The sequence below is a fragment of the Bacillus sp. FSL R5-0523 genome (genome assembly GCF_037975295.1).
Taxonomy (GTDB): domain Bacteria; phylum Bacillota; class Bacilli; order Bacillales; family Bacillaceae; genus Bacillus; species Bacillus subtilis.
On sequence record NZ_CP150251.1, the window covers coordinates 2,841,136 to 2,863,358 of the forward strand.

Consider the following 22,223-nt stretch of genomic DNA (forward strand, 5'->3'; position numbering starts at 1 on the left):
CGTCGCCGCTTTCAATAAAGTGTTTCTTCTTCTACTTTACTATAAAAGGCTTGCAATATCACTTTTTACACTTTGGCATACAAAAAAAGCTGCCTGTACAGACAGCTTATTCTGCAGGAGATGAAGACTCCTGATCAGGCATATCGACATAACCGCTTTGATATGCTTCTGAAATGAGCCTTGTTGTCTCCTGGCTTTCTTGTTCATCATAAATATAGCGTTCCGGTTCTTTTTTCATCATTCTGCCTCCCATCATTATAGAGGTAGGTTGGCTATAATGACGGGATTTTATGAAGGAAATTTTAACAAACTCCAGCTGCCACGCAAGCTTTCGCTTTTTCAAGCGCCTGCTTTACCTGTTTGAATCCGGTGCCCCCGGCGCTCATTCTTTTTTCAACTGCGTAGTAAGGGTCTAACACAGTGTAAATATCTTCTTCGAATAGTGTGCTCGCCTGCTGAAACTCGCCAAACGGCATATCGCTTAAATAGATCCCTCTTTCGATGCATGTGTACACAAGTTTCCCGACCACTTCATGCGCTTCTCTGAACGGCATTCCCTTTTTAGCTAAATAATCCGCCAGTTCCGTCGCATTTGAAAAGTCTTGTTTTGTCGCTTGCTTCATGACGTCTTTGTTTACAGTCATTGTTTGGATCATGCCTGTGAAGATTTGCAGGCTGCCCTCCACCGTTTTCACCGTGTCAAACATGCCCTCTTTGTCTTCCTGCAGATCTTTGTTGTAAGCGAGCGGAAGTCCTTTCATGATCGTAAACAGCCCCATCATATCGCCGTATACGCGTCCTGTCTTGCCGCGGATCAGCTCCGCCATATCAGGATTTTTCTTTTGCGGCATCATGCTGCTCCCTGTTGCGTACGTATCGTCAAGCTCGATGAATTTAAACTCCTGCGAGCACCATAAAATGATTTCTTCAGAGAAACGGGATAGGTGCATCATCAGCATACTGCTGTTGCTTAAAAACTCCAAAATGAAGTCTCTGTCGCTGACGCCGTCCAAGCTGTTTTCATAAATGGCATCAAAGCCGAGCAGTTCTGCTGAATAATCACGGTCAATTGGGAAGGTTGTTCCCGCGAGCGCCCCGCAGCCGAGCGGAGATTTGTTAATCCGCTTCATCGAATCCTGAAAACGCTCCTTGTCGCGCTCAAGCATCCAGAAATACGCAAGCAGATGGTGAGCGAATGAAATCGGCTGGGCGCGCTGCAGATGTGTGTAGCCCGGCAGAATCGTTTCAACGTTCGCTTCCGCCTTTTCAATCAGCGCACTTTGGAATGCCTCAATCAGCTCGATGATGTGGCCGACATGATTCTTCAAGTATAAATGCATGTCAGTCGCCACCTGGTCATTCCGGCTTCTGCCGGTATGCAGCTTGCCGCCAAGAGGACCGATTTCGTCAATGAGCATTTTCTCAATGTTCAAATGAATATCCTCATAATCGACTGAGAATTCCAATGCTCCCTCCTCTGCTTTTTGCAAAAGGGTATTCAGGCCCTCTCGGATTTTCAGCTCTTCTTCTGCTGTCAGAATACCGCATTTTTTCAGCATGGCAGCATGTGCGAGAGACCCTGTAATGTCTTCAGCAACTAAATGTTGGTCAAATGATATGGACGCGCCGAACTCGTCGACCCATTTTTCCGGTGTTTTTTGAAATCGGCCTCCCCAAAGCTTCTTCATGCTTTAATCTGCTCCTTCTTTTTCACGATGCTGTTCACTTTTGTCGGAAGTCCCCAAAGCTCGATAAATCCGATTGCTGCATGGTGATCAAATGCATCGTCTTTTGTATATGTTGCAAGTTTTTCATCATATAGAGAGTATTCCGATTTACGTCCTTCTACAATTGCATGGCCTTTAAACAGCTTCACGCGGACAATGCCTGTGACATGCTTTTGCGTTTCTTTTAAGAAAGCGTGCAGCGCATCTTTTAACGGCGAGAACCATAAGCCGTTGTAAATGATCTCTGACATTTTTTGCTCGATGATCGGTTTAAAGTGGGCTACCTCTTTCACCAGTGTCAAATCTTCTAATTCTTTATGCGCTTTGATCAGTGTCATCGCACCAGGGCATTCGTATACTTCCCGGGATTTAATGCCGACGAGGCGGTTTTCCACGTGGTCGATACGTCCGACACCGTGCGCCCCCGCCATTTCATTCAGCTTCAAAATCAGCTCAGAAAGCGAGTAGGAAACACCGTCAATGGAGACAGGCACGCCCTGTTCAAATGCAATTTCAATCACTTCCGGCGTGTCCGGCGTTTTTTCCAGCGGAGCTGTTAAATCGTATGCACCTTCTGGCGGCGCCGCCCATGGATCTTCTAGAATGCCGCACTCATTGGCGCGTCCCCAGAGGTTTTGGTCGATAGAATACGGGCTGTCAAGATTGATCGGAATCGGAATGCCGCGGCTAGCCGCATATTCAATTTCTTCTTCACGTGACCACTGCCATTCGCGAACCGGCGCGATGACTTCAAGATCAGGGTTTAATGATTTAATGGAGACTTCAAAACGAACCTGGTCATTTCCTTTCCCTGTGCATCCGTGGGCAATCGCCTGTGCATCTTCTTTTTCCGCAATTTCAACCAGTTTTTTCGCGATCAGCGGTCGAGATAATGCCGAAACAAGCGGGTATTTTCCTTCATACATCGTGTGGGCCTGCAAAGAAATAAGCGCGTAGTCCTGTGCAAATTCTTCTTTTGCATCGATCACGTAGGAGTTTGTCGCGCCGACTTCAAGCGCTTTCTGCTGAACAAATGCCAAATCTTTACCCTCACCGACATCCAGACAGCAGGCGATTACATTATATCCTTGCTCCTGAAGCCATTTTATTGCGACGGAAGTATCAAGACCCCCTGAGTATGCTAATACGACTTTTTTCTGTTCTGACATGATAAAATTCCCCTCTCAACCGTGTTTCTATTTTGTATAAAAATAAATTATATTTAATAAAAATACATTTTGTATGTATACACTTTAACAAGTACGTTTCGTTTTTTCAAGCCTTTTATAAAAAAAACTTCACCTAAATTTCAGGTGAAGTTTCATAGTATTTATTCATTTACTTGTCTTTTCTGATTTCTCTGACCACATGTGCAAGTTCGGGAATAATCAGCTTATTCATTGCCAGCTTTACCGCGCCGCTTGAGCCTGGCGTTGAGAAAACAGCGGTATGCTGAATGACGCCGGCAGTTGCTCTCGACATGATTGCGGCAGATCCGATATCCTCTGTATAACTCAACATCCTGAATATTTCTCCAAAGCCGGGCAGTTCTTTCGAAAACAGCTGCGTTATGGCTTCAATTGTGACATCCCGATCTGCTATGCCTGTCCCTCCGTTTAAGAGTACCGCGTCTGTCTGTTCATCCATGCAGCCCGCAAGCACTGACCGCTGCAAAGCATCCTTTTCGTCTTTTACAATTTCATATGCAGCAATGTGATGACCGGCTTCTTCTAAAAACGAGATCATCAGCTTGCCGCTTTTATCGGTTTCCTCTGTCCTCGTGTCACTGACAGTAATCACTTTGCACCGAACGATATCGGGAGCTTCTTGTTTATGCTCTTGAACGCTCATTGGCCCACCTCTTTTATGTTTTCTGTCTGTCACTATCATGCATCAACAAAAAAGCACATTCAAGAGAATGTGCTTTCATGCGATTTATTTTGCTAAACGAACAACGTCGCGCGCAATCATGACTTCTTCATCAGTTGGAATGATCATGACTTTTACCGGGGAATGCGGATAGCTGATGAAAGCTTCCTCGCCGCGCACGTTATTAAGCGCAGGATCCCAGTATACGCCCATGAATTCTAAACCGCGAAGAACGCGTTCTCTGACTTCCACACTGTTTTCACCGATACCGGCAGTAAAGATGATCGCATCGACACCGCTCATTCTTGCAGCGTAAGAACCGATGTATTTGTGGATTCTGCTTGCGAATACCTCAAGAGCCGTTTCCGCGCGCTCATTTCCTTCTTTCGTTGCTTCAACGATGTCACGAAGATCGCTTGAGAAACCGGAAATGCCGAGCAGTCCGCTTTTTTTGTTTAATGTATTCAATACTTCGTCAGCCGTTTGGCCTGTTTTCTCCATGATGTATGGAATCAGGGCAGGGTCGATGTTTCCAGAGCGTGTACCCATTGCTACACCGGCAAGCGGCGTAAAGCCCATGGATGTGTCAATTGATTTTCCGCCTTCAACAGCCGCAATACTTGCTCCGTTTCCAAGGTGGCAGGAAATCAGGCGCAAGTCTTTTAACGGACGGCCGAGAAGCTCTGCCGCACGCTCAGTTACATATTTATGTGAAGTGCCGTGGAAGCCGTATTTACGGATGCCGAATTTTTCATAGTATTCATACGGCAGGCTGTACAGGTAAGACTGCTCAGGCATTGTTTGGTGGAATGCCGTATCAAATACAGCTACCGCAGGAACATTTGGAAGCACTTCTTTGAACGCTTTAATTCCAACGATATTTGCCGGATTGTGAAGCGGTGCCAATTCAGAAATATCTTCGATTTCCTTAATGGTTTCATCCGTTAATAAAACAGAATCGCTGAATTTTTCTCCGCCGTGAACGACACGATGGCCAATTCCGTCAATTTCATTCAAGTCTTTAATAATGCCAAATTCCGTTAACTTATTCAGCAGCATTTTAACAGCTACCGCATGATCCGGAATATCAGTTACTTCTGTATTTTTTTCGCCGTTCACAGAAATTGTGAATACGCTGTCGGCGATACCGATTCGTTCAACTAACCCCTTCGTTAAAACGGTTTCTGAAGGCATTTCGAAAAGCTGAAATTTCAAAGACGAGCTTCCTGCGTTAATTGCAATAATTTTGGACATGATTGACGCTCCTTTATACTCTGTATCAACAACTTCGTTTTTCGTACTTTTTTCCCGGTGAATATCAACATCTTCTCCGAAAAATATCTGACTTTTCCATTTAAACATTGTCATGTCGGCTTTTCAAGTCAACTTGCGTATTGATAACGCTTACAATAAGAAGTCGTTATTTTCAGACACATTCCCTATAGGTTTTGTATTGATGAACGCTTACAATTTGCGGTTTTTCCCTCTGTATTTTGTGTTTCAAAGCTGGATTCAATTCGTCAAGTCCGGTCTTCAAAAGCATAAATAAAAACAGCTTAGGCATCGACCTCATACGGCTGCCTAAGCTGCTTTTAAAACATTTACTTTTCTTTTTTAAACCATTCATCAAATTGAGCCATCATATCAAGCATCGCCTTTTGATTGGAGAAAGACGGAAGATTCGCAAGCAGAATTTGCCCCGGCGCTTTCGTATTCTCTCCTTGTTTCTGAAGCACAAGGATGCTTTTGGCATGAGCTTCGTCTTTAAAAATAGATTTTGGCAGCTGCAACAGTGCGTTGATATGAACCTTATCTTTGAAAAACTGTTTCAGCTTGCCGCTTTGGGAGCTCTCAAACAAATGATTCGGAATCATAAAAAATAAGTAGCCGCCCGGTTTGGTATGCTTGACGCTCTGTTCAATAAACAGATGATGAGCGAAGGAATGGCCTTCGTCAGCTTTGAGCTCAAACGCTTCTGCTCCTTCGTCATTCGGATAATAGCCGACTGGCAGATCACAAATGACCGTGTCAACTGGATCGATAAACAACGGCTCAAGGCTGTCCTGGTGGAAAAGCTCAAGCTCTTTTTTCAGAAGGTTCGCTTGGGCATAGGCGATCTTCAAGAGCACATCATCAATTTCAATGCCAAAGCTATTTGCCGTTTTTTCAGACAGCTGGTTCAGCACGGTAAACAGAAGGTTCCCAGTTCCCAAGGCTGGATCAAGAATGGTCAGTTCCTTTTTGTCCGCCATAAACTTATTCACCAAATAGCTGATGAAAAGCCCGATCGTATCCGGCGTCATTTGTCTGTTTGGATGGGAGATATCTTTCATTCCTTTAAGAACGGCAAGCTGAAAAGCCTTGCGTACCCACTCATCCTCATACGTGCCGAATTCCGCTTTTTCAAGCAGAGCCTGAAGTTGTTTGGTTTTCTGATCAGCAGGCAGTTTCAGCTGATCCGTTTTTTCAAGAAAATACATTTCTCCTGCTTCGGCCAGCGCCTCTATATATGAAATTTGCAATTCATTCTTTATCATAATCGCGGCTTCGTTTAACAGCTCATACACCGCACCTACATGGTCTTTTTGCATATTGTGTTCCTCCTTGCCATGAAAAAAGCTCCGGCGGCAGCCTGGAGCTTTTTTCCCTGCTTACTTCACTAATGCCTTAGCAGCCTCAATTGGCTTTTCATAGTTCGGGTGGTTTGTTGCTTCGCTTACATATTCAGCGTAAACGACTTTTCCGTTCTCATCAAGGACAAATACGGAACGCGCAAGCAGACGAAGTTCTTTAATATACACACCGAACGCTTCGCCAAATGACATATCTCTGTGGTCAGACAGTGTTTCCACTTTGTCAATTCCGTTAGCGCCGCACCAGCGCGCTTGCGCGAATGGAAGATCTGCACTGATTGTGTAGACGTTGACATCTCCAAGCTTTGCAGCTTCTTCGTTAAAACGGCGTGTTTGTGCATCACAAACACCTGTATCAATTGAAGGGATAACAGAAATAATCGTTACCTTTCCTTTCATGTCAGCTAACGATTTTTCTTCAAGGCTGTTAGTCAGCACTGTGAAATCAGGAGCTTGATCTCCTACCTTCACTTCTTGTCCGACAAGTGTAACCGGACCGCCTTTGAATGTAATTTCAGCCATTATAATTCCTCCCTTTTGTATGTATGTCTCTATCATAGTAAAGTTTCCTGCAAACTGCAAAGTTTATGCCAAAAAAAAGTTAACTGCGGCCAGCGCAGTTAACCTTTTTTAATAGTTCATATTGTTCATTTGGTTTTGATTTTGGCCCTGGCCTTGGTTTTTGTTATTTTTCTTGAACATTTGCTGGATGCGTTCGAGTGTTTGAGGGGCTGCGTCTAAAATTTTCTCTATTAAATGGGTATTTTCATCTAAATGAAGCATTCTGATGCCTGTCGATCCGACAATTAAAAACGCGATCGGCGTAATGGACACACCGCCCCCGCTTCCGCCTCCGAAAGGAAGTTTCTGTTCTCTTGTCTCATCGTCTTCCGATTTCTTTTCGGCCGGCTTTCCGCCAAACTCGCTTCCGCCTGCGGCGAATCCGAATCCAACTTTAGAAACAGTTAAAATCACACTTCCATCAGGCGTTTCTACTGGATCTCCGATGATGGTGTTAACATCAATCATTTCCTTCAAGTTTTCCATTGCGGTTTTCATTAACCCTTGGATGGGATGGTCTGCCATATACGCTTCCTCCTTAAACTGATGAATCATTCTTTGAAGTCATTCTAGCCGACGGATTCTTCTTTAATACGGATAGCTCCCGTCCGTATTTGACGAATTTGAAAGCTGCAAGCATAGCATGTCCAAAGCGAAAAAAGAATATACACTGAAAATGGGTCTTGGAAACAGGGACTTGAAACGACGGGATCACCTCATAGACAGGTTTATTCACAAAGTCCAGGTGGTCGTAGAGCATTGCTGCGATACCGCCCTTCACACCCCATACAGCACCTGTTAACACACCTGTCACTGCCGCGTCCTGAATTCCGATTACTGTAACCCATTCTAGTTTTGTGATATGTAAATGCGCGAGAAAAGACGCGCTGATTTTTCGCAGTCTGGTGACCTGATGCAAAAGCATTTCGATTTTATTAATGCTTTGCTGCACATCGTTTTGTGTAATTTTTTTCTTTCCGCTGCTTTTTTTCATTTTAGATTCAGTTTTTTGTTTGATATCCACTGTTCCGTCTTCTTTGTTCACCTTAATCGCCGGGATTGTTTTTTTGATCCTTATAAGGCCAAACAGCGCCGTAATCTTCAAAGTCAATTTGTCATTATCAGCGGCATGAAGATACTCCAGCGCGACATGGATTTTCATTCTGAGAAGCAGTACGATCCCTATGAGAATAAGAATGGCTGTCAGTACATACACCATATTCTTCACTTCCTCTAGGAGCATTATCGCCAATTCCTAAAAAAATAAACCCGGACAGAGGTCCGGGTTATCGGTTATTTGCGGTATAATTTTTCATGCACCACGGTGGTATCCGCGATGTAATCATGAATCCCTTGTTTTGTAGGTGAAAAAGCAACAACGATATATAAAATCCAAATCTTATCAATATACCGTCCCACCACTTCACGAAAAATCACTGTACTCCATGTCAGCTTGCTATCTTGCTTCACAGAAACCACTTTGAGGCCGAACACCATTTTACCAAGCGTCTGCCTGAAGTATTTTGTCATTAGTGCGAAATAGGCAAGATACACAATAAGCGTTGTCACACTGTAGGCCGAGAAGGTAAACATGCCAGATGTTTTCGGCAGATCCAATACGGTAAAGAGGGGAGAAACGAGTAAATGGTTTAATCCCCATATCACGAGCCAATCAAGCAGGAAAGCCCAGAAACGAACCCAAAAGCCAGCATAGGCATGTGTCAGCTGCTCCGCTTCTTGCGGGCCTTTGATGTCATTGCGCTCTAACTCTTCATATGTCGCGTCCATTATTGTTCCCTCCTACTTCGCATAGAGATACATCATTCTCGGCGAACCGGATTGCGATAGAATTTCTCTCATATTCAAAAAATCAATTTCACTTTTAAACATTTTGTTCGCACCCATAGAAAACAGTGAGCCTAATCCGAAGCTTTCCTCATAAGAAATGACAGAGGCGTTTTTCAAATCCTTGTGATCCTTTTTCATCGCCGTAATGGTATCGTCATAAAAACCAAGCTCATCAACGAGGTTCAGTTTTTTTGCCTGCCGTCCGTCATACACGCGGCCGTCCGCAATTTTCTTTACCTCTGCTTTCGGCATGCTGCGCCCTTTTGAAATGACATCAACAAAGCCTTCATACGAATTATCAACCATTGATTGCATGATGTTTTTTTCTTCTTTCGTCATCTCACGGGAAGGAGACATAATGTCCTTATGGGCCCCGCTCTTAATCGTTTCAAAAGAAATGCCAAGCTTATCGGCAAGCTTTGAATAATTGACGCTTTCCATAATGACGCCGAGTGACCCGGTCAGGGTTTCTGGTGTCGCAAAAATCTTATCAGCCGCTGTTGAGATGTAATAGCCTCCTGATGCTGCCATCGAACCCATTGACACGTAAATCGGTTTTTTCGTTTCTTTCTTGATTTCTTCCAGTTTCTTATGTATTTCAGCACTTTCATACACTCCGCCACCCGGAGAATTCACCTTCAGAACGATACCTTTGACCGTCTTGTCATCTTTTGCGCGCTCAAGGTTTTTTAAGAACGTTCTGTGGTTATATCCGTCTGCACCAAGCAGACTGCTTGAGTCCCCATTATCCTGAATGGTGCCGCTGACCTCTAATACGGCAATTTTACTTGAGAGACTGCCGTTTTCCAGCGTCTTTTCCTGCGATTCATCCGTCAGTGATGTGAGATCCGTTTGAGCGCCTTTGACGCTTTCAAAGAAACTCATAGAGATGCTGACGATAATAGACACGCCGAAAATCCCCAGAGCAATCACTAATGCAATCCATCTTTTTGCATTCATTTTTTCTCCTCCTTTTTCCCAAACTCTCTCATTATACGATTCAATATGAAAAATGTTTCACTTCATGAGAAAGCTCCGGCTTAACGGGCTGCCGGCAAACGTGGTACACTTATGGCCAAAGGTATTTTACCACAAATACTGGATGGCAGAAAAACTTAAATATGACAGCAAAGGGGAAATGGGATATGACCGATCAACGCCGTAATGTTTATTTTTTTCACAAACAGGATCAGGAAACGAACGAACAAGCCCACTCGTTAACACAATTGGCGGAAGAGCATGGATTTACCGTTGTGAACCAGCACTCAGACGCCAATATTATCGCTAGCATTGGCGGGGACGGCACATTTTTGCAGGCAGTCAGAAAGACGAATTTTCGTGACGACTGCTTGTACGTCGGCATTACCAAAAAGGGGAAAGCTCATCTATATTGCGACTTTCATAGTGATGAGCGAGAAAAAATGGTTGATGCAATGACGTTTGAACAAATTGAAGTGAGAAAATACCCGCTGATTGAAGTGACAGTGGATCAAGCCAGTCCTTTTCACTGCTTAAACGAGGTATCCATCCGCTCAAGCATCATCAAAACCTTTGTGATGGACGTGCTGATTGACGATCTGCACTTTGAAACGTTTAGAGGCGACGGAATGATTATCTCAACGCCTACAGGGAGCACCGCCTATAACAAGTCTGTTGCAGGAGCGGTTGTTGATCCATTGCTTCCATGCATGCAGGTATCAGAGCTTGCATCCCTTAACAATAATACCTACCGGACACTCGGCTCGCCATTTGTCCTCAGCTCTGACCGAAAGCTGACCCTTCGTGTGGTGCAGGACGGCAATGAACACCCAATCATCGGCTTGGACAATGAAGCACTCAGCACGAGAAATGTGAAAACGATCGAAATCAAACTGTCTAATAAGAAAATCAAAACAGTCAAACTAAAGGACAATTCATTTTGGGAAAAAGTGAAGCGTACTTTTTTATAGAAAATAAGGACAGGCTGCTGCCTGTCCTTTTATGATTTCTCATATACAATCTGGCCGTTAATCACGGTTTTTTTAATATCTAAAAGATGAAGCTGTGCGGGGTCAATGGCAAACGGATCACCACTGAGAACTGTAAAATCCGCGTCATAGCCTTCCGCAATTTTCCCGCGTGACTTCTCTTTATAAATGATACCGGCGCTACCTTCTGTATAAAGCTTTATCGCTTCATATACAGGTAAACATTCACTTTCATTATAGCTTGGCCCGTTTTGCTCATGACTGCTTTTCCTTAGGACCGCGGACTGGATCCCTAGAAGCGGGTCAACAGGCTCAATCGGGGCGTCTGAACCGCCCGCGCATAAAATGCCTTTAGATATGAGGGTTTTCCAGGCAAATGCAGTCTTCATCCGGTCTTTTCCGAGACGGTCAATGACCCACGGAAAGTCGCTTGCAACGAAATGCGGCTGAAGATCAAGTGCGATCGGCATGCGTGCTGCTCTCTCGATTAATTCGTTATCAAGCACTTGGGCATGAATAAGCCGATCATGCCGGCCGTTTTTGGGCGGATGCTTTTCAATTGCGTTCAGCACTTTTTCAAAAGCAAGATCGCCGATTGCATGAACAGCAACCTCCATCCCTTTTTCTCTCGCTTTGCGAATGAGCCGGCCAAGGGTTTCGTCATCGTGAACCTGAACACCATTTGTTGATGGATCATCCTGATATGGTTCTTTCAACAAAGCCGTTCTCCCGCCAAGCGCCCCGTCCGCAAAGATTTTCATTGCACCAAACTCCACATAAGGGCCGGACGGCTTATCCAGCTGCTCCCATCGATCGACCGCTTCATGATGAACGAGCAAATGGCAGCGGAACGGATACTTTCCGCCAGCGGCAGCTTTCTCATAAGCTTTCAACGGCACCGAAACATCACCATAATAGGACAAGTCTTCCGAATGACCGCCCGTCAGGCCTTTTGTCCAGCAATCCTTTATTCCAGCCGTTAATGCCTCATCAACATAGTGCTGGGAGACTGGCGGGACAGCCTTCAGAATCAAATCCTGCGCCTTATCAAACAGGAGTCCGGTCGGCTCGCCATTTGCATCTTTTACGATGACTCCGCCGTCAGGATCAGGAGTATTTCTTGAAATTCCCGCTGCTTGAAGAGCCGCAGAATTGACAGCTATTGCATGCCGGCATATACGCTTGAGCAAGACGGGCCTGTCAGGAAACAGGCGATCAAGATCATGCTTAGTCAAGTAGTCAGGTGTCTCAAACTGATTTTCATTCCAGCCTTCTCCAATGAGCCAATCGTTTTTAGGAAGCTGCCGCTCTCTTTCCTTCGCAGCCTGTAAAATTGAATCTTTCGACGTCAGTGCGGACAGATCGAGCTGAAGCTGTTTCTCACCGTGGCCGATCAAATGTAGATGGCTGTCAACAAAACCGGGGAACATCACTGCTCCGTTCAGGCTGATTTCTTCTGTTTCCGGCGACCCGTACTTTTCCTTCAAAAGTTCATAGCTGCCGGTGCCTTTTATGACACCATCCTCAACATAAACTGCCTCAGTCCGATCGCCTTCTTTGAGCATCGTATAAATGAAACCGCCGTGCCATATCGCCTTCATTCACGTTCACTCTCTTTCTTTACGCCTTTTTATTGGCTTTGAGCTGTTCTTCCCGTTTTCTTAATTCCACTCGTCTGATTTTTGCAGAAGCCGTTTTTGGCAGGCTTTCCACAAATTCAATTTCTCTAGGATATTTGTATGGAGCGGTAATCGTCTTCACATGGTTTTGCAGCGTTTTGACAAGCTCATCACTGCGTTTTTCATGATTTTGCAGGACAACATATGCCTTTACGATGGAGCCTCTGATTTCATCAGGGCTTGCGACAACAGCACATTCTTTTACTTCTGGGTGCTTAACAAGCGCGTCTTCCACCTCGAAAGGCCCGATCGTGTAGCCGGAGCTGATAATAATATCGTCATTTCGGCTTTCAAACCAGAAGTAACCTTCCTCATCTTTTCTTGCTCTGTCTCCCGTTAGGAAATAATCGCCGCGAATTTGTGTTTTCATTCTTTCCGGATCTTTAAAATACTCTTTAAAGAGCGCAGGCGTACTGAGGTGAACAGCGATATCGCCGACCTCACCAGGTTTGCAGATTTCACCGTCTTCATTTATGATCTCCACCTGATTTCCCGGTGTCGGTTTTCCCATGCTTCCCGGTTTAATAGGCGTATCTTTCAAAACACCAACCAAAAGCGTGCTTTCTGTTTGGCCATATCCGTCCCGTACCTTAATGCCAAAGTGCTTTTGGAAAACATCAATGACTTCACGGTTGAGCGGCTCACCTGCGGAAACAGCACTGTGCAGGGCAGAAAGATCAAAGCGGTCCAAGCCCTCGACCTTCGCCATTAAGCGGTATTCTGTCGGCGTGCAGCAGAAAACATTGATTTTGTAGCGATTTAAAAGCTCTAGATATTTTTCTGCTTTGAATCTGCCGTGGTACACAAAACCGGTTGCTCCGCTGCCAAGCACCGCTAAAAACGGACTCCATACCCACTTTTGCCAGCCAGGGGCAGCAGTTGCCCAGACGATATCCTTTTCAGAAATATCAAGCCAAGCGCCGGCAGAAGTTTTTAAATGAGCAAATGCCCATCCATGTGTATGTACAACACCTTTCGGCTGACCTGTTGTCCCGGATGTATAAGATAAGAATGCCATATCATCTCTTGTTGTGTCAGCTGTTTTAAATTGGCTTCCGTCCGCTTCAATTGATAAGAGGTTTTTCCAGCCGGCATCATTTTCACCAATAGACAGTGTAATCAGTTTGTCAGTCGTACTGACATCCCGGAAAGCGCCAATAAATTCTGAGTAGACGATGGCGCCTTTTACCTCTGCATGTTCAATCCGGTAATCAAGATCTTTCGCGCGAAGCATTTCGGAGCACGGAATGACAACCATCCCTGATTTCAGGATAGCCAAATAAACAGCATAGGCTTCAAGCACCCGCGGTACCATTACAATCAGCTTGTCTCCCTTTTTAAATCCAAGGTCAGCTAAGGCCGCTCCGATTTTATTTGTTTCTTCCATCAGCTTTTCATACGACCAAGATTCTTGCTTGCCCGACTCGTCCTCCCACAGAAGAGCGGTTTTTTGTCCAGCAGCACTGAACTTTTCCATTTCATTCACTAAATTATATTGCATAGGGGCAATTAAATCTTCACGTTTTAACACGAACAACTCCTCACTTTCTCCACCCATTATACATAAATACAGGCTCTTTCCGTAAGGATATGCCTAAAAACAACCTCTGTAAACATAGATTTTATAGGCCGCTGGTCCTTTTTTATATGTAAAAAATGAAAAGGAGTGGGGATTCCCCCACTCCAAAGCCATTATGTGAAATTGTAAATTAGAATTGTCCTCCGCCCATGTTTTGTTGAGCAAAAGATACAAGACGTTTTGTGATCTCTCCTCCAACAGAACCGTTAGCGCGAGAAGTTGTGTCTGCTCCAAGGTTTACACCGAATTCAGAAGCGATTTCTAATTTCATTTGGTCGATAGCTTGAGCAGCTCCTGGTACTAGAAGTTGGTTACTGCTGTTACCGTTTTGACTGTTTTGTGCCATGTGTCTCACCTCCTTGTGAGTATAGAATGTGTCAAAACACATGGCTTCATTCAGAAAAACTTTGGTAATTGTATACAGGAGCTGAAAATTGATTTAAAAGAGTTCAGCGAATTTATCGTTAGCTTCTTGTTCGCTATACAGGGTCATTGTCTCAATGTTATCTACCGCTTCTTGAATATACGGCTCGAAATCAACAAAGCTTTCAAAGTGTTCAATTTTCTCTTTTTTAGGGCGGGTTTTCGGGCTTGGCGGTGTAAAGATCGTGCAACAGTCTTCAAACGGCTGAATGCTTGTCTCATATGTGCCGATTTCCCGTGATTTTTCGATGATTTCTGTTTTGTCCATGGCGATTAACGGACGCAAAATCGGTGTTGACGTCACCGCATTAATTGCATACATGCTTTCAAGCGTTTGGCTCGCTACCTGACCGAGGCTTTCTCCCGTAATAATGGCAAGCCCGTTTCTCTTTTCTCTGATTCTGTCGGCGATCTGAAGCATGAGGCGGCGGGTTGCCGTCATTGTGTAATTTTCAGGAATTTGTTTTTGGATGAGCTCTTGCGTTTTTGTAAATGGAACAATATGAAGTGTCATACTTCCCCCAAAACGGGACAGACATTTCGCCAGATCCATTACCTTTTGCTTTGCGCGCTCACTCGTGTATGGCGGGCTGAAGAAATGAACAGCTTCTACCGACAGTCCCCGTTTCATCGCATAAAAACCGGCCACAGGGCTGTCAAAACCGCCAGAAAGCATCAGCATCGCTTTTCCTGCTGAACCAACTGGCAGCCCGCCTGCACCTTTTTCATCACGAATTGTCAAAAATGTTGCTTCTTCCCTGATTTCGATTCTGAGCGGGATGTCTGGGTTGCGAACATCGACCGTCAATCCTTCTGTATTTCGCAAAATATGGCCGCCGATTTCAGCGTTCATCTGGTTTGTATCTAATTCAAATTGCTTATACGCTCTCTTTGTCGCGACTTTAAACGTATCACCTGGTTTATACTGATCTTTGATAGCCTTTAGTGCGGTTGCCTTAATATCATCAAGGCGGCTGTCACATTTAATTGCCAGGCTGAAGCTTTGAATCCCAAACACTTGCTTTAAATGAGGAAAAAGAGCCTCAGGATCCTCTCCATTTAATGTAATCGTCATACGATCCCTGTTGGAAAAGTATTTTAAATTCGGATAGTCTTTCAAAACGAGTCTGATGTTTTGTTTTAAGCGCTCAATAAAGCTTTTTCTGTTTTTGCCTTTGGTCGAAATTTCCCCAAAACGAATTAATATATGATCGTAATTCATGTTCTACCTCATCATTTTCCTTAATTTTTTGATGCCAGGACGAAGCGCGTTCATAAACGGTTCTGCCACATTGCTTGTCTGGCTGTAATTTAAACTGATTCTGATGCTGCTTCCGGCAATCTGCTCTCCTTTGCCCATCTCTAAGAGAACCTTGCTGGGTTTATGTTCTTTTGCCGAGCAAGCCGATGTTGTGGAGACGAAAATACCCTGTTCCTCAAGCATGTGTAAAAGCACTTCCGCTTTAATCCCCGGTACAGAGAAATTAATAATGTGCGGCGCGCTATTCATTTGAGGCGTGTTGATAACGACGCCCTCAATTTCTCTCAGCCTTTTCATAAACAATTCCTTTGCGGCAGTCATCGTGTCAAGCCGTGTGTCAAAATCTGCAGAGGCAAGATTAATGGCCTTGGCAAGCGAAACCGCACCAGCAGTATGTTCTGTTCCGGCCCGTATGCCTTTTTGCTGAGAGCCTCCCGTTATGAGCGGAATAAGGCGTGTTCCTTCTTTTACAATAAGTGCGCCTGTCCCCTTCAGCCCGTGAAATTTATGCCCGGAAATTGAACATAGATCAATGCCGGCCTTTTCAATTGCCAAGGGCACTTTATAGATGCCCTGCACATAATCGACGTGAAACAAAATGTTCGGGTGCTTCTTCAGCACTTCCCCTGCCGCTTCAATCGGCTGCACGGAACCGACTTCATTGTTCACATGCATCATGCTGACAAGCACGGTATCGGGACGGATGGCTGCTTTTAGTTCTTCAATAGAAACAAAACCGTCTTCATTCACAGAAAGATAAGTGATATCAAACCCGAACAACTCTTTCAGTTGTTCTAACGATTCCGTAACGGATGGATGTTCAATAGAAGTGGCAATGATATGTTTGCCTGTTTTTATCTTGGACAAAGCCGCTCCTTTTAAAGCCGCATTATTGGCTTCTGTGGCGCCTGACGTAAATACAATATCATATTTTTTTAGGCCTAAGGACCTTTTGATTTGATTTTTGGCTGCTTGAAGCAGCTGTTCCGTTTCGGCTCCATATCGGTGCAAAGATGAAGGATTGCCAAAGTATCGGCTGCTTGTCTGTTCATATACGTTCAAGACTTCATTGTAAGGCTTCGTCGTTGAACTATTATCTAAATATATCATCTTTTTTACTCCTTTATGAAAGCGGTACAAGGTATGATATTTATGTTACCATAACAAAATTTAATAGAAAATTACGAAAAACTAGTATTGACTTCTAATTTTTTTACCATATAATAAGATTTGTTCGTTTCGTCATATTATCTGACAATTAATTGACAGAATATTTTAACATAATTATTAGGAGGATTTTTTTCATGAAACACTCACTGCCTGTCAAAGATACCATTATTATTGGTTTCATGCTATTTGCGTTATTCTTTGGAGCAGGAAATATGATTTATCCGCCGGAACTTGGACAAGCAGCCGGACACAACGTCTGGAAGGCCATCGGCGGATTTTTACTGACAGGGGTAGGCCTGCCGCTTCTCGGCATTATCGCCATCGCATTAACCGGTAAGGACGCTAAAGGCCTTGCTGACAAAGCGCACCCTGTTTTCGGCACAATCTTTACTGTCGTGCTTTATTTATCAATCGGACCATTATTCGCCATCCCGAGAACAGGAACTGTTTCATATGAAATTGGCGCTGTTCCGTTTTTGACTGGCGTACCAGAAAGACTTTCTTTATTAATATTTACACTTATCTTTTTCGGCGTTACGTACTATTTAGCGTTAAACCCATCCAAGGTTGTCGATCGAGTCGGAAAAATTCTGACTCCCATTAAATTCACAATTATTTTAATCATTGTTCTCAAAGCCATCTTCACGCCGATGGGCGGATTGGGCGCCGTGACAGAAGCATATAAAGGAACACCGGTTTTTAAAGGATTTTTAGAAGGCTATAAAACAATGGACGCACTTGCTTCAATTGTATTTGGCGTTGTCGTTGTAAATGCTGTAAAAAGCAAAGGCGTTACACAGTCTAAAGCTCTTGCTGCAGCCTGCATTAAAGCAGGTGTGATTGCCGCTTTAGGCCTGACTTTCATTTATGTATCCCTTGCTTATCTAGGTGCAACAAGCACAAATGCCATTGGTCCTGTTGGTGAAGGAGCTAAAATTTTATCTGCGTCTTCCCATTATTTATTCGGTTCATTAGGCAACATCGTACTCGGAGCAGCGATTACAGTCGCATGTTTAACAACAAGCATCGGCCTTGTCACATCTTGCGGCCAATATTTTTCAAAACTTATTCCGGCATTATCATATAAAATTGTCGTTACGATTGTCACGTTATTCAGCTTGATCATTGCGAATTTCGGACTCGCGCAAATTATCGCGTTTTCTGTTCCTATTTTATCAGCTATCTATCCGCTTGCCATTGTCATTATCGTTCTTTCCTTCATCGATAAGATCTTTAAAGAAAGACGCGAAGTGTACATCGCATGCTTGATCGGCACAGGACTTTTCAGTATTTTAGACGGTATCAAAGCAGCCGGTTTTTCACTTGGATCTTTAGATGCGTTTCTAAATGCGAATCTTCCTCTTTACAGCCTCGGCATCGGCTGGGTGCTTCCAGGAATCGTCGGAGCGGTTATCGGCTATGTGCTGACCTTATTCATCGGACCATCCAAACAGCTTAATGAAATAAGTTAATGTCACAGAACGCCTGCGTTATTGCGCAGGCGTTTTGTAATGAAAAAAAGAGCCTGCTCATTACACTGCGGGCTCTTTTTCATGGTCGTGATTATCTAAGCGGATATGTCAGCTTTGATTTTTTCAACTGCACCTGGCGCAGCCTTTTCTACAGCGGCAGCTGCAATTTCATAAGAGTCGTCATAATCAAAAGCATAAAAACGTCTTTCCGCTTCTTTCAGCTGTTCAGATAAAATGTGATTTTGGCTTCTGAACCGGTTTCCGAACTGAATGATTTTTTCAATGAGGATGACCTGCTCGACAAGTTCCTCTGATTCCCGGCTTGCCCTGTTGACGATATCTTCTGCTTGTTTCAAATGGGCTCCGGCTTCTTCCATATTTAATGGAAGTTCGTTTAGTTGATTGACTGTTTCTTGAATATGATGATGCGCGTTCTCCAGCATCTCTTGAATATGGCTCGGGATGCCTGGGATGTTGCTAGTCTTCAGCAGTCTTGCTGTCTCAGAAATTGTTTTTTTCAAATTGCTGAGCGTCTCCCTCGCCTGAAGCTCTTCTTTTCTCAGCGCTTGCAGATTTTCACGATACTCGGCATGCTCTTTTTTCACTTCTTCAATTTGCTTCTCTATTGAAGCAACTTCTTCTACTAAAAGTGAGTAGGCGACATGCTCTGCATCGAGCTTATCTTTAACGGATGATAGCAGCTTCCCAATTTCATCAAGGCGCTTTTCAAAAGCCTGCTGTTTGCCGAGCTCACCGGCTGTCAGCCTGTAGCTTTCCTTCACCAGCTCAGTTTCCGCCTTCGTATGCTCTTTCTCTTCTTTAAGCTTGTCGTAAGCAATAATCAATTCAGGCATTTTGCTTAGTACGGATTGACCGGCTTCAACTTCGCCCTCCAGCTGCTGATAAACAGATTGAATATTTTCGTCAATGAGCTGCAGGATTGCGGATGCTTCATCAATATCCAGCTCAGTCATCAGGACATGTTCCGCTCGTTTCAGCTGGTTTGACAGATTTTCTAATTCCTTATCAAGCTGGATATGCTCAAGCTTGTACCCTTTTTCTTTCATTTCGCCATAGCCATCCTTGAGCTTTGCAATCTGTCCGGGCACCGTCTGTTTACAGTCAGCTAACAGCTTCGGCACATCATCTATGTATGACTGAAGCCGTTCAAGATTGCGGTCCTGCTCAAGCAGTACTTTTCGTGCAGTAATATAGTTTCCGCCTTCTGTTTCTTCTTCAAATTGTTTGATGCCGCTCCAAATTTCGTCCAGATCCTTTTCAAGGCTGTCATAAAGCTCCCCGTAAAGGTGGCTGTAAGCCAGCAGGTTTTTTCGAGATTTCGAATAGCGCTCCCTCACCTGTTCAATCTCTTCACGGCTCTTTTCCTCACTTGTGACAAGATCGCTGATTTCCCGAAGAATCTTTTCAATGCTTGATTCAGCCGCTGTCAGCAGGTCGTCGATATGAACGAGCACTTGATTGGCCTTTTTAAACCGGTATTTGTCTGCATTTTCCTCGGCATCATAAAGGAGCTCTTCAACTTTCGGCATGTGGGCTGTGACAATCTCATCCCATTCTTCACGCCACTTCTCAAAGAACTCTTCTGTCTGACCCGTCATTTTTAAATGTTTTATTTTAGACATTTCTTCCACGATCGACCGATTCAGAATTTCAATCTTCCACGATTCCAGCCGGTCGATTTCGGCGTAGATTTTTTTCCTGAAAAAGTAGCCTGCCGCAAACAGCGCAAGCAGTACAATTAATAATCCAATGACAAACTCCATAATGAGCCCCCTTGCTGTTTACCTTAATCTGTCAGGGTGTTTTATTTATTCAGAAAGATTTCAGGATATGTATTGAGAAAAACTGTCGTTTTCATTGTTATTATGATACCATGTAACAAACATTTTTTGACCAGAAATCAAAAACTTTTTGTGCAAAATCGGCAGGATTTGACTATTTTTTCATGGGGTGACATTAATGCAAAAGCGAGACGGACATATTCACACACCATTTTGCCCTCACGGCTCCAATGACACACTCAGACAATATGCAGAAGAAGCCTTAAAAAAAGGGTTCGAATCGATTACTTTTACCGAACACGCCCCATTGCCGCCCTCTTTTACCGATCCCACGCCGCTGAAAGACAGCGCGATGGCGCAAGCTTCTTTGGAACGCTATATCAATGAAATTTCCGGATTAAAAAAAGAATATCGCGGACAGCTTAGCATACGGACAGGGCTTGAAGTCGATTATATCGCTGAATTTGAAGACGAAATTACATTATTCCTGGACACATACGGGCCATATTTAGATGACAGCATCTTATCCGTTCATTTTTTGCGCACAGACTCTTCCTATCTATGCCTTGATTATGACGAGCATACCTTCAAAGAGCTGATTTCAGCCTGCGGAAGCATTGAAGCTGTATACGAACAATATTACCGGAGTATCTATTCTTCCATTGTAGCATCTCTCGGCATTTATAAGCCAAAAAGAGTCGGTCACATCACACTCGTCCAAAAATTCATCAAGCTGTTTCCATACAGCATGTCAGAGCATATTCGCGGCCTCGTTTCCCTGTGCTTAAATGCCATTGAAGAAAACGGAATGGAGCTCGACTTCAATACTTCCGGCTTAAGAAAAACTTACGCTGGCGGTATTTATATCGAGGATTGGATGCTGAATGAAGCGAAGCAAAAGAAGATCCCGCTTGTGTTTGGGTCTGATGCCCATCAAGCGGGAGATGTCGGATATGCGTATGAGGCGTTTTTGGAACGGTGCTAATTGGTGAGCGCCACGTCTCCTGTCCGGAAGACGCTTCTGATCCAAATCTTGATTTCTTCAAAATACATTTTATAAAAATACGGCTCGTGCGGCTGCATGTAGAGTACTTCTGAAATATATTGAGGCTGGAGATAGGGCATCATCAAGAGAGATTTTAATTGGAGAATAAAATGAGGCAGCGGCAGCGTTAAATATTCACGCTGTTTTTCTCCTTCCTCAATGATCAGCTGAAAGATATACTTTTCCTTCATTAGATATGTCGACATAATTTCCCTGATTAATGTGGAGTCAATTGTGACTTCCCGGTAGACAAAACGAGTTAATTGACGATGATTATGCTGATAGGATAAAATATCGAAAACCAATTGAAGAAGCTGTTCCTGCGTGCTTTGAGAAGAGATACTGCTTGCCGCTGTTTCAAGCGTTTTGCTGTAGCCTTCGTAAAACTCTGAAACTAAGTGTTCCATCAAGCCTCCTTTGCCTTTAAAATAGTAGGAGATGTGCGCAACATTTACATCAGCTGACTTTGCGATTTCACGGACAGACGTGCCAGAAAATCCTTTTTGGTTAAAAAGCATGACAGCAGATTCAATAATTTTGTCTTTGGTGCTTACTTTCATACGGCTCACTCCTTCCTCTTGATACTATTCAAGCAGAAAGCCGCTGTTCCTGTAAGAACTTATCGACAAATGCCGGCAGAAAAGCCGGAACTTTGTTTTATATTATAGAAAAAGTGAGGGTTTTCCATGTTCCATGTCGAAAAACAATCTGGAGATAAAGAAAAAGACTATCAGCTTCTGCTAAAACAGCTCGAAGCCATGACCGAAGACGAAACAGACCAAATAGCTAACTTTGCAAATGCCTCAGCACTGCTGTATCATTCGCTGCCTGAAGTCAACTGGGCGGGTTTCTATTTTGCCAAAGAAGAGGATGGACAGCTTGTGTTAGGTCCGTTCCAAGGCCTGCCGGCATGTGTTCGGATTCCTTTCGGCAGAGGGGTTTGCGGCACAGCGTACGCAAACGGAAAAGTGGAACGTGTTGAGGATGTAAACGCGTTTCCTGGACATATCGCCTGCGATGCAGCGTCTCAATCAGAAATTGTGCTTCCGATTCGTGTAGACGGAAAAATTGTTGGCGTCTTGGACATCGACAGCCCAGTGAAAAACCGTTTCGACGAAATTGATGAAAAATACTTAACTCAATTTGCCGAAACGCTAGAAAAAGCGTTAGCGCAGTAATATAAAAGC

The 22,223-nt window shown here is 44.0% G+C and carries 23 protein-coding genes; 4 read left to right on the plus strand and 19 right to left on the minus strand.

Annotated features, from left to right (window positions below):
- Positions 1 to 106: 106 nt before the first annotated feature.
- The 12 genes from NYE53_RS14600 to sppA form a co-directional block, all read right to left on the minus strand.
- Positions 107 to 238 (minus strand): hypothetical protein, encoded by a 132-nt coding sequence (locus tag NYE53_RS14600; RefSeq protein ID WP_009967976.1) that lies wholly within the window; start codon positions 236 to 238, stop codon positions 107 to 109.
- 64 nt (positions 239 to 302) lie between these two features.
- Positions 303 to 1,688, minus strand: a complete 1,386-nt coding sequence (gene argH, locus NYE53_RS14605; protein WP_064670905.1) for an argininosuccinate lyase — start codon at positions 1,686 to 1,688, stop codon at positions 303 to 305.
- Positions 1,685 to 2,896, minus strand: a complete 1,212-nt coding sequence (locus tag NYE53_RS14610; protein ID WP_003229357.1) for an argininosuccinate synthase — start codon at positions 2,894 to 2,896, stop codon at positions 1,685 to 1,687. The genes argH and NYE53_RS14610 overlap by 4 nt, the downstream gene beginning before the upstream one ends.
- Before the next feature lie 169 nt (positions 2,897 to 3,065).
- Positions 3,066 to 3,578, minus strand: coding sequence for a molybdenum cofactor biosynthesis protein B (locus NYE53_RS14615; RefSeq protein WP_339245343.1), 513 nt, complete (start codon positions 3,576 to 3,578; stop codon positions 3,066 to 3,068).
- An 84-nt stretch (positions 3,579 to 3,662) separates the two neighbouring features.
- Positions 3,663 to 4,850 (minus strand): acetate kinase, encoded by a 1,188-nt coding sequence (locus NYE53_RS14620; RefSeq protein ID WP_003223511.1) that lies wholly within the window; start codon positions 4,848 to 4,850, stop codon positions 3,663 to 3,665.
- 172 nt (positions 4,851 to 5,022) lie between these two features.
- Positions 5,023 to 5,226, minus strand: a complete 204-nt coding sequence (locus NYE53_RS14625) for a hypothetical protein (RefSeq protein ID WP_251187627.1) — start codon at positions 5,224 to 5,226, stop codon at positions 5,023 to 5,025.
- Positions 5,198 to 6,187, minus strand: coding sequence for a class I SAM-dependent methyltransferase (locus NYE53_RS14630; RefSeq protein WP_251187628.1), 990 nt, complete (start codon positions 6,185 to 6,187; stop codon positions 5,198 to 5,200). The genes NYE53_RS14625 and NYE53_RS14630 overlap by 29 nt, the downstream gene beginning before the upstream one ends.
- 60 nt (positions 6,188 to 6,247) lie before the next feature.
- Entirely contained in the window at positions 6,248 to 6,751 is a 504-nt protein-coding gene (tpx, locus tag NYE53_RS14635) for a thiol peroxidase (protein WP_003223506.1), read from the minus strand.
- Between the two features lie 108 nt (positions 6,752 to 6,859).
- Positions 6,860 to 7,315 carry a GerW family sporulation protein gene (gene ytfJ / locus NYE53_RS14640; RefSeq protein WP_003223504.1) on the minus strand — a complete coding sequence of 152 codons (456 nt, stop codon included), beginning with the start codon at positions 7,313 to 7,315 and terminating at the stop codon, positions 6,860 to 6,862.
- A 13-nt stretch (positions 7,316 to 7,328) separates the two neighbouring features.
- Entirely contained in the window at positions 7,329 to 8,009 is a 681-nt protein-coding gene (locus tag NYE53_RS14645; protein WP_015483561.1) for a DUF2953 domain-containing protein, read from the minus strand.
- A 74-nt stretch (positions 8,010 to 8,083) separates the two neighbouring features.
- Positions 8,084 to 8,578 (minus strand): RDD family protein, encoded by a 495-nt coding sequence (locus NYE53_RS14650; protein ID WP_014477652.1) that lies wholly within the window; start codon positions 8,576 to 8,578, stop codon positions 8,084 to 8,086.
- A 12-nt stretch (positions 8,579 to 8,590) separates the two neighbouring features.
- Complete coding sequence (gene sppA, locus NYE53_RS14655) at positions 8,591 to 9,598, minus strand: signal peptide peptidase SppA (protein ID WP_021480310.1); 1,008 nt, start codon at positions 9,596 to 9,598, stop codon at positions 8,591 to 8,593.
- 185 nt (positions 9,599 to 9,783) lie between these two features.
- On the opposite strand from sppA, the gene NYE53_RS14660 reads away from it, so the two are divergent.
- Positions 9,784 to 10,587 (plus strand): NAD kinase, encoded by an 804-nt coding sequence (locus NYE53_RS14660; protein WP_046160737.1) that lies wholly within the window; start codon positions 9,784 to 9,786, stop codon positions 10,585 to 10,587.
- A 29-nt stretch (positions 10,588 to 10,616) separates the two neighbouring features.
- Here NYE53_RS14660 and NYE53_RS14665 read toward each other — a convergent pair whose 3' ends face one another.
- The 5 genes from NYE53_RS14665 to NYE53_RS14685 form a co-directional block, all read right to left on the minus strand.
- The gene (locus NYE53_RS14665; protein ID WP_339245348.1) at positions 10,617 to 12,206 is read right to left on the minus strand and encodes an amidohydrolase; all 1,590 of its coding nucleotides are present in this window, start codon (positions 12,204 to 12,206) and stop codon (positions 10,617 to 10,619) included.
- Between the two features lie 19 nt (positions 12,207 to 12,225).
- Positions 12,226 to 13,815: an acyl--CoA ligase gene (locus tag NYE53_RS14670; RefSeq protein ID WP_339245351.1), complete on the minus strand. Its 1,590-nt coding sequence runs from the start codon at positions 13,813 to 13,815 to the stop codon at positions 12,226 to 12,228.
- A 178-nt stretch (positions 13,816 to 13,993) separates the two neighbouring features.
- Entirely contained in the window at positions 13,994 to 14,209 is a 216-nt protein-coding gene (locus NYE53_RS14675; protein ID WP_010329658.1) for an alpha/beta-type small acid-soluble spore protein, read from the minus strand.
- Positions 14,210 to 14,302: 93 nt separating this feature from the next.
- A complete protein-coding gene (gene thiI, locus NYE53_RS14680; protein ID WP_003229326.1) occupies positions 14,303 to 15,508 on the minus strand; it encodes a tRNA uracil 4-sulfurtransferase ThiI in 1,206 nt (401 codons plus the stop codon).
- Between the two features lie 3 nt (positions 15,509 to 15,511).
- Positions 15,512 to 16,657: a cysteine desulfurase family protein gene (locus NYE53_RS14685; RefSeq protein ID WP_339245355.1), complete on the minus strand. Its 1,146-nt coding sequence runs from the start codon at positions 16,655 to 16,657 to the stop codon at positions 15,512 to 15,514.
- 194 nt (positions 16,658 to 16,851) lie between these two features.
- On the opposite strand from NYE53_RS14685, the gene brnQ reads away from it, so the two are divergent.
- Complete coding sequence (gene brnQ / locus NYE53_RS14690; RefSeq protein WP_017695726.1) at positions 16,852 to 18,189, plus strand: branched-chain amino acid transport system II carrier protein; 1,338 nt, start codon at positions 16,852 to 16,854, stop codon at positions 18,187 to 18,189.
- A 95-nt stretch (positions 18,190 to 18,284) separates the two neighbouring features.
- On the opposite strand, the gene ezrA is transcribed toward brnQ, so the two are convergent.
- Positions 18,285 to 19,973: a septation ring formation regulator EzrA gene (gene ezrA, locus NYE53_RS14695; RefSeq protein WP_003229320.1), complete on the minus strand. Its 1,689-nt coding sequence runs from the start codon at positions 19,971 to 19,973 to the stop codon at positions 18,285 to 18,287.
- A 196-nt stretch (positions 19,974 to 20,169) separates the two neighbouring features.
- Here ezrA and hisJ point away from each other — a divergent pair, with 196 nt between their 5' ends.
- Positions 20,170 to 20,976, plus strand: a complete 807-nt coding sequence (gene hisJ, locus NYE53_RS14700; RefSeq protein WP_327828210.1) for a histidinol-phosphatase HisJ — start codon at positions 20,170 to 20,172, stop codon at positions 20,974 to 20,976.
- Here the strand turns inward: hisJ and refZ are convergent.
- Positions 20,973 to 21,596, minus strand: coding sequence for a transcriptional regulator RefZ (gene refZ / locus NYE53_RS14705; RefSeq protein ID WP_327828211.1), 624 nt, complete (start codon positions 21,594 to 21,596; stop codon positions 20,973 to 20,975). The genes hisJ and refZ overlap by 4 nt on opposite strands.
- A 126-nt stretch (positions 21,597 to 21,722) precedes the next feature.
- Here refZ and NYE53_RS14710 point away from each other — a divergent pair, with 126 nt between their 5' ends.
- Entirely contained in the window at positions 21,723 to 22,214 is a 492-nt protein-coding gene (locus NYE53_RS14710) for a GAF domain-containing protein (protein WP_251187637.1), read from the plus strand.
- The last annotated feature ends 9 nt before the right edge of the window (positions 22,215 to 22,223 follow it).